Below are 12156 nucleotides of genomic sequence, written 5' to 3'. Positions count from 1 at the left end.
CCTGGCCGAGATCGGGGCGCCCGTACCGATGTCGATCGCGCTGCCGCCGCCGGAGGACCGCTCGTTCGCCGATGTGTGGAGCGCGCTGGGCGGGCCGCCCGACAGCCTCTCAACCGTTGGCGGCGAACAACGACACCGAGCAGCCGTCCGGGTCGAGGACCGTCGCATAGCGCTGCCCCCACACCGCGTCCCACGGCTTCAGATGCCCCCGGTATCCCGCGCCGGTCAGATCCTCGTACACCGCGTCCACCTCCGCCGGGCTGTCGCACAGGAAGGCCAGCGAGAGGCGGTCCCCGCCGGCCGGCGCGGCCCATCCGGGGTCGAAGGAGCGGATGACGTCCTCGGTGTCCCAGAGCAGCCGCCGCCCGCCCGGGAGCGCCACTTCGACATGGGGTGCGGATTCCGCACCGGCGGGGATGTCGAGACCGAGCCGGCGGTAGAAGGTGAGCGATGCGGCCAGATCCGCCGTGACGATGCCGATCGCGTCCATGCGTGGAGTCATGTCCCCGACCGTATGCCGGGTCCCGGCGCGGGTCTTGTACGAAACGGACATCCGCCGGGACGCCCGTGTACGGGGGTGCCGCGGGCGGCCGGCACCCCCGTCCCGCCGCTACGAGGACGCCGCGCAGTCGGCGGGCGACGTGCCCGGGTCCGTCAGCGCGAGGCCGAGCAGGGCGCGCTCGGTGACCCAGCGGCTCGGGCGATGACGCGGATCGCCCGTGGTGCGGTGCAGGGCCCGGTGCAGCTCCAGCATCCGCTCCGCACCGATCCGTTCGCCCCAGGCCAGCGGGCCGACGGGGTAGCCCAGCCCGGCGGTGACGGCCAGATCGATGTCGGCGGGGGCGGCGATGGAGCGCTCCGCGATCCCCGCCGCGACCGACACGATCGAGGCGAGCAGCCGCTGGGCGACCGAGCCCGCGGTGTCCCGCACCACCGAGACCGCCCACGGCTCGTCGCCCGGTGCCGCGCGGGCCAGCACCGCGCGGGCGTCGCGGGCGGCGGCCGGGTCCGCCGCCGGGGTCACGGCCAGCACCCGGCGCCGGCCGGCCGCGGGCAGCGGGTCCACGCCGAAGGTGCGCCCCGCGGGCAGACCGTGCCCGGCGACCGCCTCGGCCACCGAGGTGCCCCAGAGGGGAACGAGCACCAGGGCGCCGGCGGACGGGCCGGTGCCGGTCTCGACGACACCGCCCGCGGCGGTCAGCGCCGCCCGCAGCGCGGCCGCGTCCCGGTCCTGCCCCGCGGTGCCGTGGACGAACACCGGGCGGTCCGCGTCGCCGGTGACCGGCGGCTCCGGAGCGGGGGCGGGCGCCTCGGGACCGTACGCGTACCAGCCGTGCCCGGTCTTGCGGCCGTGCAGCCCGGCTGCCACCCGGTTCGGGGTGAGGTAGGAGGGGCGGAGCCGGTCCGCGTACCGGAAGCCCTGCCAGATCGAGTCGATCACCGCGGCCGTCACATCCAGCCCGGTGAGGTCCATAAGCTCGAACGGGCCCATCCGGAGGCCCAGGACGTCGCGGGCGATCCGGTCGATGTCCGCCGGGCCGGCGACCGTCTCCTCCAGCAGCGCGAGCGCCTCGGTCACCAGACCGCGCCCGGCGTGGTTGACCAGGAAGCCGGGGGTGTCGGCGACGGTGACCGCGCGGTGGCCGCAGCTCTCGACGAGCGCGGTGAGGGCCGGCGGGATCTCCGGCCGGGTGGCCGCGCCGGGCACGACCTCGACGATCCTCATCAGCGGTACCGGGTTGAAGAAGTGCAGCCCGGCCAGACGCGTCGGGTCCTTCAGCGCCGCGGCGATCCGGGTCACCGACAGGGACGAGGTGTTGGTCGCGAAGACGGCCGTGGCCGGCAGCGCCTGCTCCAGCCTGCCGAAGACCTCCGTCTTGGTGCCGAGATCCTCCCGCACCGCCTCGATGACCAGCTCGACGTCCGGGCCCTGCGCCCACGGGTCGTCGAGCGGGACCAGCCGCGCCAGGGCGGCGGTGCGGTCCCCGTCGGACATCCGGCCCTTCTGGACCGCCCGTTCGAGCATGGACCGTACGAAGTCCACGGCGGCCGTCACGGCCTCCGCGCGCACGTCGCACAGCTCGACGGTGTGTCCGGCGGTGGCCGCCCACTGGGCGATGCCGCGGCCCATGGCCCCGGCGCCGACGATCCTGATACGCATGGCGGTTGCGGTCCTCTCGGGGGGTGGCGTGTGATCGGTCCAAGGGGTGTACGGGACAGCCCTCAGCGGAGATAGAAGCGGTCCGGGTCCACGTCCTCACGCAGCAGCCGGAGTTCGGCCTCGGTCGGCGGCGGTACGGTCCCGACCGTACCGGCCACCTCCAGCTCCCAGCCGGTGGCCGCCCGTACCTGCTCGACGGTGACACCGGAGTGGACGGCGACCAGCCTCAGCTCCTCGCCGACGCCCGTGCGGGCCAGGATGCCCAGTTCGGTGATGACCCGGGTGACGCCGGCGCCCAGCGGACGGATGCCCTCGGCGAGCGCCCGGTCGGGGCCGGGGGGGGGTGCAGAAGTCGAGGGCCGCGGCGAAGGAGCGCGGGTTGTGGCGGCGCATCACGACGAAGACCTCACGGGAGTTGGCCATCACCTCGATGCCGCCGCCCGGGCCGGGCAGCCGGACCGAGGGGCTGTCCCAGTCGCCGATCACGGAGGTGTTGAGGTTGCCCCACCGGTCGATCTGCGCGGCGCCCAGGAACCCCACGTCGATATGGCCGCCCTGGAGGACACAGCCGAAGAGCGCGGGCATCGACAGCACCGCCTCGGCACCGGTGATCAGGACCGCGTCGGCGATGGTCTCCGGCAGGTGCGAGGGGTGGGCGCCGCACACCCCGGACTCGTACACCACCTCGATCTCCGGGGCGACCGTCAGAAGCGCCAGCTCGGTGGCGAGCGTCGGCAGGCCGATACCGGCGAACACGGTGCGGCGTGCGGCCAGTTCACGGGAGGCGACGACGGAGAGCAGCTCCGACGAGGTGATGGCGTCCGGTGCGGTGGTGGTCGTGGTCATGGGGCGTTCCCTCTCCTGTTCCGTCTCCGCGGCCGGTCCGCTCCGCCCCTTCACAGCCGCCGTCCGTAGTTCACCGGCCGGCTCAGCGCCTCGCCGACCGCCAGGCCCGCCCAGTACTCCTCGCCGAGCCTGTCGACGTACTCCGCGTGGTCGGCCGTCCCGAGCACCCATTCGTCCAGCCACTCCCGGAGCCGCCGCGGGTCCTTGCTGATGTGCGACCAGGTGCGGTAGAAGGCGTTGTCCCGGTCGTAGTACCCCTGGGCGAAGGAGGGGTGGGCGCCGCGCGGACAGACGACGACCGCGTCGACCGCGTGGGCGGGAACGAGCGTGCGGTTCGGGTCCGAGCGGATCACCTCGTCGTCGACGATCTCCTCCACGACGACGATCGCCTTGTCCGCCGCGTACACCGCCTCGGCCTGGATGCCGGTCAGGCCCCAGATCTGGGTGTTGCCGCGGCGGTCGGCGCGCTGGGCGTGGATGATCGTGACATCCGGATTGACGGGCGGTACGACATAGATCTGCTCGGGCTCGCCGTCCGGGCCGGGATAGGGCGAAGTGACCTTGCGCAGACCGCTGTTGACGGAGGGCAGATCGCTGCCGCCGTAGCTGCGCAGCGGGTGGAACGGCAGCCGCTGGGCGCCGGCCAGATAGCGGCAGATCATGCCGTAGTGGCTGTACTCCTCGAAGGCGAGCGGCGCCGGGTCGCCGGTCTCGACGCGGCGGCGCAGTTCGCCGAGCGACCCGGCGGAGGAGTTGCCCACGAAGGAGGAGACCAGCCGCGACACACAGCCCGCGGCGATCATCTGGTCGACCACGATGTCCGCGGTCATCCGGACCACGGTGAGGTCGCGGCGGCCCTGGCGGATGATCTCGTGACCCGCGGCGGTCGGGACGAGATGGGTGAAACCTTCGAGGCAGACGGTGCCGCCGTCGTGGACGAAGGCGGCGACGGCCTCCTTCATCGACATCGCTTTGTCTCTCCGGTCCGTCGTGGCCACGGTGCTCCTCCCCGTTCCGCCGACGCGTCCCGGGCAGGCGCGTCACCCCACCGTGTCAGCGGCCATTGATTGCTGTCCAATACCAAATTAAGGTCGCATCAAGACATGTGAGCAATGAATCGGCCGAAGGGGCGGGCATGGAGCTGCGTCACCTGTCCGCGTTCGTCGCCGTGGCCGAGGAGCTGCACTTCGGACGGGCCGCGAAGCGGCTGCAGATGGCACAGCCGCCGCTGAGCCAGCAGATCCGCCGGCTGGAGAAGGAGCTGGGCGTCCAGCTCTTCGAACGCAACACCCGGTCGGTGCGGCTCACCAGCGCGGGGGAGTCCTTCCTCCAGCCGGTACGGACCGTGCTCGACGATCTCGATACGGCGGTGCGCGCTGCGAGGGCGGCGGGCCGCGGCGAGTACGGGCGGGTCACCCTCGGCTTCGCGGGCGCCTCCAGCCACGAGACGCTGCCACTGCTCACCCGTGCGGTGCGCGCCGCCCACCCCGCGCTCGAACTGGTCATGAGGGGGCAGACCTACGCCGATGCCGCCCTCGACCGGGTCGCCGACGGCTCGCTGGACCTGGGGTTCGTCCGGCTGCCGGTGACCCGGCCGGGAGTGGCGTACCGGGTGATCGACGAGGAGGAGCTGGTGTGCGCGCTGCCCTTCGACCACCCGCTCGCCCGGCTGGAGAGCGTTCCCATCGGCGTCCTGGCCGAGGAGCCCTTCGTCTCCTTCCCCGCCAACACCGGCTCCACCGTGCGCGACGCGATGGTCGGGGCCTGCGAGGCCGCCGGGTTCAACCCCCGGGTGATCCAGGAGGCGCCGGACTCGTACACCATCCTGGCGCTGGTCGCCGCGGGCGTCGGGGTCACGCTCACCGTCACCTCCGTCCAGCACATCCAGCAGAACGGCCTCGTCTACCGGCCCCTGGCCGGCCCGCCGATCCGGCTCCAGGCCGCGCTGGCCTGGCGGGCCGACAACCCCTCCGCCGCGCTGCGGGCGGTGCTCGCGGTGGTGGAGGAGGCCCTGCCCACGCCGCCGCGCCCGGCCCGGGGCCCGAGCTCCGCACGCAGGAATTGAGACGCGCCACGTCTTGAACCAGGGCGAACTGGATATTGGACCGGCTCAGTCGCCGGGTGCAAGGGTCGGCGGCACACGCCACTCACCTCCGAAAGGTCATGCCGTGCCCGATCAGCAGCTCGATGTCGTCATCTGCGAACCACTGCGCACCCCCATCGGCCGCTTCGGCGGAGTGTTCGCACAGCAGACGCCGGCCGCGCTCGCCGCACGCGTCATCGCCGAGGTCGTGGCCCGTACCGGAATCGACCCCGCCGCCGTCGACGAGGTGATCCTGGGGCACTCCTACCCGTCCGCCGAGGCCCCCGCCATCGGCCGGGTGGCCGCGCTCGACGCCGGACTGCCCGAGACCGTCACCGGCTCCCAGGTCGACCGCCGCTGCGGATCGGGCCTCCAGGCCGTGCTCGACGCGGCGATGCAGATCCGGGCCGGCTTCAGCGAGGTCGTGATCGCGGGCGGGGTCGACGTGATGAGCGGCGCCCCGTACTACACGCACGAGGGCCGCTGGGGCATCAAGGGCCCCGGCCTCCAGCTCCACGACTCGCTGGCCCGCGGCAGGATCACCGCGGGCGGCGCCGACCACCCCGTGCCGGGCGGCATGATCGAGACCGCCGAGAACCTCCGGCGCACCCACGGCATCAGCCGCGCCGACCAGGACGCCCTCGCCCTGCGCTCCCAGCGGCGCGCCGGCCGCGCCGCGGCGGAGGGCCGGTACGACGCGGAGACCGTCCCCGTCACCGTACGCACCCGCAAGGGCGAGACCGTCGTCACCACCGACGAGCACCCCCGCCCCGACACCACCGCCGAAGAACTCGCCGCACTGCGCCCGATCATGGCGAAGTCCGACCCGGAGGCGACCGTCACCGCGGGCAACGCCAGCGGCCAGAACGACGCGGCCGCCGCCTGCCTGGTCACCGGCGCGGCCACCGCCGAACGCCTCGGCCTCACCCCGCTGGTCCGGCTGGTCTCCTTCGCCCGTGCCGGGGTGCCCGCCGCGACGATGGGCCTCGGCCCCGTCCCGGCGACCAGGGCCGCCCTCGAACGTGCCGGACTCACCCTCGCCGACCTCGACCTGATCGAGCTCAACGAGGCCTTCGCCGCCCAGGTGCTGGCCTGCACCCGGGAGCTGGGGCTCGGCGAGACGGACCACGAGCAGCGCATCAACGTCAACGGCTCCGGCGTCTCCCTCGGCCATCCGGTCGGTGCCACCGGCGCCCGCATCCTCGCCACGCTCACCCGTGAACTGCACCGCCGCGAGGCCCGGTACGGCCTGGAGACCATGTGCATCGGCGGTGGGCAGGGCCTCGCCGCCGTCTTCGAGCGGATCGCGGCCTGATGTCCGGCCGGCAAGGGCGGTGGGACGCCTGACGTCCGCCCCTGCCGGCCGGCGGCGTGGGGACGACCGGGCCCTCGCCTTGGACGCGATCGGTCCGCGACCCCGGCCGCTCGCGCGCTGCCCGGCGCGTCAGCCGGCGGCCTCCGTGCGTGAGGAACCGCCCCGCTCCGCGGCCGGCACCGCCGCGAGATGGTCCCGCTCGGCATCCGGGTCGGTCAGCCGGTTCAGCCGGGCCGGTACGTCGAACCCGACCAGCAGCACCACGATCACCGTGCCCGCGAAGGTCAGCACCGCCAGCGCCTGCCCCAGATCCATCCCGGACGCCAGATGCGCCCCCAGCACCGGAGCCACCGCACCGCCCAGCGCCCCCACGTTGTACGTGAAGCCGAGCGCCGCGCCCCTGCTCTCGGTCGGGAAGTGCCCGCCGATGTAGCGGGGCAGCAGCCCCGAGATGCCGAAGCTGGTCGCCTGCAGCAGGAAGAGCAGGATGCCGAGCAGCAGGAGGTTGTCGTGCACGGCGAAGACCGGATAGACGAAGGCCAGCGAGGCGAGCAGCGTCAGCGCGTACGCCTTCTTCGCACCGATCCGGTCACCGAGGAAGCCCGCGGTCCAGCAGCCGACCATGGTTCCGAAGCCCGCGAAGTACAGGACATCGGTGACCTGGCCGGTGGAGTAGCCGAGCTCGGTCTTCAGATACGTGGGCAGCAGCGCCTGGATCGGCCACGAGTACAGGAACGCGAAGAACAGCGTCACGATCATCGACAGATACAGCACCCAGCCGCGCTTCCCGCCCATCTGCACGGCGAACGCGGCGAGCGACAGCCCGGCGACCACCGAGAGCACCGGGACCATTCCGGCGCCGCCCGGGGTGAAGACCAGGAAGAGCGCGACGGTGGCGACGGCCACCAGGACCGTATTGACCAGGGCCCGGCCCCGGGTCGCGAACAGCGGCCGGAAGGGGTTGGGTTTGGCGCCCTTGTCCCCGACGCTCTCCGTCCACTCCTCGGCCTCCGGCAGCGCCCGCCGCATCCACAGCGCGATGGCGATCGGTATCAGGCCGAGATAGAACATCCACCGCCAGCCGAGCGAGGGCACCACCCACTTGTAGACCTGCGCGGCGAGCACCGAGCCGACCGAGAAACCGGAGATCAGGAAGCCGCTGGCCCTGCTGCGGAGCCTGGCGGGCCAGCTCTCCATGACGTACGTGGCGCTGGCGCTGTACTCACCGGCCATGCCCATGCCGATGGCGAGCCGGGCGGCGAACAGGCTCTGGTAGTTCCAGGCGAATCCGCAGGCGAAGGTGCCGAGCGAGTACAGCAGGATGCTCAGGACCATGGAGAGCTTGCGGCCGTACCGGTCGCCGAGGGCACCGAGCACCGCACCGCCCAGCCAGCGGGTGATGAAGGCACCGGAGATCAGGCTGGCGGCCTGCACCGTGCTCAGCCCGAAGTCGTCACTGATCTCGGTGAGCACGAGAGTGATCAGCACGAAGTCGAAGCCGTCGAGGACGTAGCCGATCCAGGCGGCGAAGAACGACTTCCACTGGGTACCGCTCACTTCTCGGTACCAGGGGAGCTTGGCGGGTGATGTGGTCTGCACGGTGACTCCAGGATGCGGGACGGCGCTCGTCGTTGAGCGGCCGGCCCGCGTGGTGGGGGGAAGGTCAGGGCCGGGCGATGCCCGCGACGAATCGGGCGGTCAGGGCGGTGGGCGCGGTGATGGCGGTACCGACGACGACGCTGTGGGCGCCGCGTGCCAGGGCCTCGGCGGCCTCCCCGGGGGTGTTGATCCGGCCCTCGGCGACCACCGGGACATCGATCGCGGCGGCGAGTCCGGCGACCAGTGCGAGATCGGGGCCGGTCTGCTCCGGGCTGCCCGGCACATAGCCGGAGAGGGTGGTGGAGACGAAGTCCGCGCCCTGTCCGGCGGCCGTGACGCCCTCGGCGAGGGTGGAGACATCGGCCATCACCAGGGCGCCCGCACCGTGCACCGCCGCGACGAGCTCGGCGAAGGTGGAACCGTCGGGGCGCGGCCGGTCGGTGGCGTCGGCGGCGACGACATCGGCACCGGCTTCGACGATCGCCAGGGCGTGCCGGACGGTCGGGGTGATGTAGACGCCGACGTCGCCGTCCTTCCACAGGCCGATGACCGGCAGGTCCACGGCCCCGGCGATCGCGGCGACGACCTCCGGTTCGTTGGCACGGATCGCGGCGCCGCCCCCGGCGACGGCCGAGCGGGCGAGCCGGACCAGGGTGCCGGTCTCCCGCATCGGGTCGCCGGGGGGTGCCTGGCAGGACACGATCAGCTTGCCCCGGAGGGCGGCGGCCAGTTCCTGAGCGGTCATCGAGGGACTCCCGGGTGGTGGAGGGGAAGGGTGGTGGTCAGGGCGGCGGCGCCGAGCACCGCCGCGTCGGCGCCGAACAGGGGCGCCCGGGGCACGAGGCCGCGCAACGGCGGCATCAGCTCCGCGGTGAAGGCGGCGGCCAGGGCGTCCCCGTACAGCGGGCCGATCCGCGGCACGCCGCCGCCGACGACGACCCGGTCGGGTCCCAGCGCGTTGGCGAGCCCGCCGAGCACCTGGCCGGTGGCGGCCGCGCCCGTGGTGATGGCGCGGACGGCCGCCGCGTCGCCCTGCCCGGCGCGGGCGGCGACGGTTTCGAGCCGGTCCACGGGGGCGCCGGTCAGCCGCTCGTAGTGGGCGGTGATGCCGGGCCCGGAGGCGATGACCTCCAGATGCCCGGCGGCCCCGCAGGTGCAGGGCAGCCCGGTGGCCCCGGGGCTGGGCAGATGGCCGAGATGGCCGGCGAGCCCGGCCGCGCCGTGCAGCATCCGCCCGTCGACGGCGATCGCGCCGCCCACCCCCGTGCCGACCGCCACGAACAGCAGCGATTCGTGTCCCGGGTGCCCGGTGGTCAGGGCCGCGAGCTCCGGGCCCGCCGTGGCGCGTACGTCGTTGTCGCAGGCCACCGGGTATCCGGTGCGGTCGGCGAGGCCGGCGCCCAGGGCGGTGCCGGCCCAGCCGCGGATGGAGTCGGTGGCGCTGGTGACCATGCCGGTGCGGGGATCGACGACACCGGCCGCCGCGACGCCGAGCGCCGTGGCCAGCCGTCCCGGATCGACGGCCGCGGCGGCCCCGGCGAGTGCGTCCAGCACGGCCGCCGCGCCGTCCCGGGCGGGTGTGGGCCGGGTGTGCCGGGACAGGACCGTGCCGTCGGGGCCGAGGAGCGCGGCGGCGATCTTCGTACCGCCGAGGTCGAGCCCGATCACCGCGGCACCCGTTCCGGCGGAGGGCCGGGAGCGGTCGCTCATCGGACCGGCGGCAGGCCGGCGGCGCGCAGGCGCCGGGAGACCAGGGCGACGGACTCGGCGCTCAACCGGATCTGCGGAAAGGCGGTGTCGCCGCAGTCGATGACGCCGAGCAGCTGGAGTGCGGCCTTGAAGGAGCCGAGCGCCGAGGAGCTGCGGCCCATGTCCGCCTCCGGGCCCGCGTCGACCATGGCGAACAGCTCGACGAGCCGCTCCTGCTCCCGCGCGGCCAGCTCCCAGTTCCCGGCCCGCGCGGCGTCGTAGAGCCGTACGTAACCGGCCGGGTCGACATTGCCGATGCCCGGCACGACGCCGTCGGCTCCGGCCAGCAGGGCTGCGTCCACGGTGAGTTCGGAGCCGGTGAGGATGCTGAAGCGGGGCGCCGGGCCGTTCGCGCGGCCCTCGCGGCCACCCAGCCCGACGATCAGGCGGCGCAGCCCGCCCTCGTCGCCGCTGCTGTCCTTGAGCCCGGCCAGCGTGCCGTCCTCGGCGAGTTCGCGCACCAGCGCGGGGGAGAGCTTGCTGTGCACGGCGACCGGGATGTCGTACGCGAACAGCGGCAGGTCGACGGCCGTGCGCAGCCGCCGGAAGTGCTGGGCGATCTCCCTGTCGTGGGTGCGGGTGTAGAACGGCGCGGTCGCGACCAGGGCGTCCGCGCCGAGGGCGGCGGCGGAGCGGGCGTGCTCGACGACCCGTGCGGTGGTGGTGTCGATGACACCGGCCAGCACCGGAACCCTGCCGTCGGTCGCGTTGACCACGGTCTCCAGCGCCGTGGCGCGCTGCTCGTCGGTGAGGTACGCGACCTCGCTGGTGGAGCCGAGCGCGAACAGCCCGTGCACACCGCCGCCGATGAGGTGCTCGACGAGCCGGGCGAGGGACGCGGTGTCGACCTCCCCCCGGGGGTCGAGCGGGGTGCAGACCGGCGGGACGACGCCGTGCAGCGGTGCGGTGAGGGACATGGTGAGGGCTCCAGCTCGGTCGATGCACCGATCCGTGGCCCGAGGCAGCTGCACGGATCGAGACGTGAGACGTAAGATGTCCTATGTCTGGCTCACCATAAACAGATGCTCCCTTGAGCGGTCAAGGGGCAATCGCACCTCGGGAGGATGTTGTGGCGCGCCCCACCATGGCTCAGGACATAGAGCGCCGGCTCAAGGAGCTGATCCTGGAACGCAGACTCGGCCCCGGCGACGCCCTGCCCACCGAGGCGGAGCTGATGGAGCTCTTCGGCGCCGGCCGGGTGTCGGTGCGCGAGGCCCTCAAGGCGCTCCAGGCCGTCAATGTCGTGGAGATCCGCCGCGGCTACGGCACCTTCGTCGGCTCGCTCTCCCTGTCGCCCTTCGCCGAGGGGCTCGCCTTCCGGGCCGCCGTCCGCCACCGGCGGGGGGAGCCGGGTCTCTTCGAGCTGATGAAGGTGCGGGAGGCGCTGGAGGCCGGCCTGGTCGGCGCGGTCACCGCCGGGATCCCCGACGAGGACCTCGGGGTGCTGCGCGGTCTCGTCGCGAGGATGGAGGCCGAGGCCCGCGACGGCGGCCGGGTGGCGCGCGGCACCGACCGCGCCTTCCACCTCGCGCTGTACGCCTCGCTCGACAACCACCTGCTCAGCGAGGTGCTCGACGCGTTCTGGGCGGCCATGGACCGGGTGCGCGAAGACCTCGACGACGGCCATCAGGACCCGCTGGTCACCTGTGCCCAGCACCGCGAGATCGTCGAGTCGCTCGCGGCGGCCGACGGCCGACGCGCGGTACGCGCCATGCGCACCCACTTCGACGGCATCCGCACCCGCCTGGAACCGTCACCGGCCCCGTAGCCGGCGCGTCTGCCGGTTCCTCAACGCCCCGGCATCGCCCCGGTGATCGCGGTGACGGCCATCCGGACCGCCCGGTCCGTCATCGCCCGGGGGTCGTCGCCGTTCTCGATCGCCGTCGTGGCCGCGTTGACGATTCCCTGGAGGAGCTGCGCCGTACGCCGGGGGTCCTCCTCGCCCAGCTCGCTCAGCGCGCCGGTCAGCGGGGTGAGCAGCTCCCGGTGGACCCGCGCCGCGCTCTCCCGCACCACCGCCGCGTCGCGCACCCCGGCCAGTGCCTGGGCGATCCGGTGCTCGCCGCCGCGCACCAGCTCCAGCTGGCACGACACATAGGCGGCGATCTTCTCCTCGGGGGTAACGGCCGCCGACATCCCGGCCCGGATGGCCTCCGTCCAGAGGGGCATCGCGTCCTCGACCACCGCGGCGAGCAGCTCGGGGCGGCCGGGGAAGTACTTGTACACGCTGTTTCGGGCGAGCCCCGTGGCCCTGGCGACCGCGGTGAAGGTCACGGCCTCCGCGTCACCGCCCTCCAGCAGCTCACGGGCCGCCCGCACCAGGGCCAGCCGCTGCTGGGCGTGGTGCTCGGCAACCGTGGCGGCACTGATCCTGGGCACCGGCCCAGTCTAGAAGCTCCGGCG

General features: G+C 73.6%; 11 protein-coding genes and 2 pseudogenes. 4 read left to right on the top strand and 9 right to left on the bottom strand.

What is annotated here, in order from left to right:
• Nucleotides 1–94, top strand: a pseudogene (locus AB0D53_RS36355) (DUF4255 domain-containing protein); the annotation flags it as partial.
• A 15-nt stretch (nucleotides 95–109) separates the two neighbouring features.
• On the opposite strand, the gene AB0D53_RS36350 reads toward AB0D53_RS36355, so the two are convergent.
• The 4 genes and pseudogenes from AB0D53_RS36350 to AB0D53_RS36335 all read right to left on the bottom strand — a co-directional run bounded on the left by AB0D53_RS36350 (nucleotide 110) and on the right by AB0D53_RS36335 (nucleotide 3975).
• Nucleotides 110–502 carry a VOC family protein gene (locus AB0D53_RS36350; protein ID WP_362453637.1) on the bottom strand — a complete coding sequence of 131 codons (393 nt, stop codon included), beginning with the start codon at nucleotides 500–502 and terminating at the stop codon, nucleotides 110–112.
• A 108-nt stretch (nucleotides 503–610) separates the two neighbouring features.
• Nucleotides 611–2161, bottom strand: a complete 1551-nt coding sequence (locus AB0D53_RS36345) for a 3-hydroxyacyl-CoA dehydrogenase (protein ID WP_362453636.1) — start codon at nucleotides 2159–2161, stop codon at nucleotides 611–613.
• A 62-nt stretch (nucleotides 2162–2223) separates the two neighbouring features.
• A pseudogene (locus AB0D53_RS36340) lies at nucleotides 2224–3007 on the bottom strand (CoA-transferase).
• 50 nt (nucleotides 3008–3057) lie between these two features.
• On the bottom strand, nucleotides 3058–3975 hold the full coding sequence (locus AB0D53_RS36335) for a CoA-transferase (RefSeq protein ID WP_362453635.1): 918 nt from the start codon (nucleotides 3973–3975) through the stop codon (nucleotides 3058–3060).
• A gap of 167 nt (nucleotides 3976–4142) precedes the next feature.
• On the opposite strand from AB0D53_RS36335, the gene AB0D53_RS36330 reads away from it, so the two are divergent.
• Nucleotides 4143–5072, top strand: a complete 930-nt coding sequence (locus tag AB0D53_RS36330) for a LysR family transcriptional regulator (RefSeq protein ID WP_362453642.1) — start codon at nucleotides 4143–4145, stop codon at nucleotides 5070–5072.
• A 103-nt stretch (nucleotides 5073–5175) separates the two neighbouring features.
• Nucleotides 5176–6405: an acetyl-CoA C-acetyltransferase gene (locus AB0D53_RS36325; RefSeq protein WP_362453634.1), complete on the top strand. Its 1230-nt coding sequence runs from the start codon at nucleotides 5176–5178 to the stop codon at nucleotides 6403–6405.
• A gap of 129 nt (nucleotides 6406–6534) precedes the next feature.
• On the opposite strand, the gene AB0D53_RS36320 is transcribed toward AB0D53_RS36325, so the two are convergent.
• The 4 genes from AB0D53_RS36320 to AB0D53_RS36305 all read right to left on the bottom strand — a co-directional run bounded on the left by AB0D53_RS36320 (nucleotide 6535) and on the right by AB0D53_RS36305 (nucleotide 10670).
• Entirely contained in the window at nucleotides 6535–8004 is a 1470-nt protein-coding gene (locus AB0D53_RS36320) for a sialate:H+ symport family MFS transporter (RefSeq protein WP_362453633.1), read from the bottom strand.
• Nucleotides 8005–8068: 64 nt separating this feature from the next.
• Nucleotides 8069–8749 (bottom strand): putative N-acetylmannosamine-6-phosphate 2-epimerase, encoded by a 681-nt coding sequence (locus AB0D53_RS36315; protein ID WP_362453632.1) that lies wholly within the window; start codon nucleotides 8747–8749, stop codon nucleotides 8069–8071.
• Nucleotides 8746–9714: an ROK family protein gene (locus AB0D53_RS36310; RefSeq protein WP_362453631.1), complete on the bottom strand. Its 969-nt coding sequence runs from the start codon at nucleotides 9712–9714 to the stop codon at nucleotides 8746–8748. The genes AB0D53_RS36315 and AB0D53_RS36310 overlap by 4 nt, the downstream gene beginning before the upstream one ends.
• A complete protein-coding gene (locus tag AB0D53_RS36305; protein WP_362453630.1) occupies nucleotides 9711–10670 on the bottom strand; it encodes a dihydrodipicolinate synthase family protein in 960 nt (319 codons plus the stop codon). Before AB0D53_RS36305 ends, AB0D53_RS36310 begins: the two co-directional genes overlap by 4 nt.
• A 152-nt stretch (nucleotides 10671–10822) precedes the next feature.
• On the opposite strand from AB0D53_RS36305, the gene AB0D53_RS36300 reads away from it, so the two are divergent.
• Nucleotides 10823–11521 carry a FadR/GntR family transcriptional regulator gene (locus tag AB0D53_RS36300; protein ID WP_362453629.1) on the top strand — a complete coding sequence of 233 codons (699 nt, stop codon included), beginning with the start codon at nucleotides 10823–10825 and terminating at the stop codon, nucleotides 11519–11521.
• 20 nt (nucleotides 11522–11541) lie between these two features.
• Here the strand turns inward: AB0D53_RS36300 and AB0D53_RS36295 are convergent, their stop codons facing one another.
• Nucleotides 11542–12132, bottom strand: coding sequence for a TetR/AcrR family transcriptional regulator (locus tag AB0D53_RS36295; RefSeq protein WP_093895458.1), 591 nt, complete (start codon nucleotides 12130–12132; stop codon nucleotides 11542–11544).
• Nucleotides 12133–12156: the final 24 nt, after the last annotated feature.

It is taken from the genome of Streptomyces sp. NPDC048295 (assembly GCF_040652135.1).
GTDB lineage: Bacteria > Actinomycetota > Actinomycetes > Streptomycetales > Streptomycetaceae > Streptomyces.
Note: the sequence above shows the minus strand (reverse complement) of the source record. Positions and strands in the feature narration are given on the sequence as shown.

What these genes read in the sequence shown, in the direction of transcription:
- AB0D53_RS36330 (WP_362453642.1), top strand. Translation starts at nt 4,143, where the DNA reads ATGGAGCTGCGTCACCTGTCCGCGTTCGTCGCCGTGGCCGAGGAGCTG.
- AB0D53_RS36305 (WP_362453630.1), bottom strand. Translation starts at nt 10,670, where the DNA reads ATGTCCCTCACCGCACCGCTGCACGGCGTCGTCCCGCCGGTCTGCACC.
- AB0D53_RS36345 (WP_362453636.1), bottom strand. Translation starts at nt 2,161, where the DNA reads ATGCGTATCAGGATCGTCGGCGCCGGGGCCATGGGCCGCGGCATCGCC.
- AB0D53_RS36310 (WP_362453631.1), bottom strand. Translation starts at nt 9,714, where the DNA reads ATGAGCGACCGCTCCCGGCCCTCCGCCGGAACGGGTGCCGCGGTGATC.
- AB0D53_RS36335 (WP_362453635.1), bottom strand. Translation starts at nt 3,975, where the DNA reads ATGTCGATGAAGGAGGCCGTCGCCGCCTTCGTCCACGACGGCGGCACC.
- AB0D53_RS36350 (WP_362453637.1), bottom strand. Translation starts at nt 502, where the DNA reads ATGACTCCACGCATGGACGCGATCGGCATCGTCACGGCGGATCTGGCC.
- AB0D53_RS36315 (WP_362453632.1), bottom strand. Translation starts at nt 8,749, where the DNA reads ATGACCGCTCAGGAACTGGCCGCCGCCCTCCGGGGCAAGCTGATCGTG.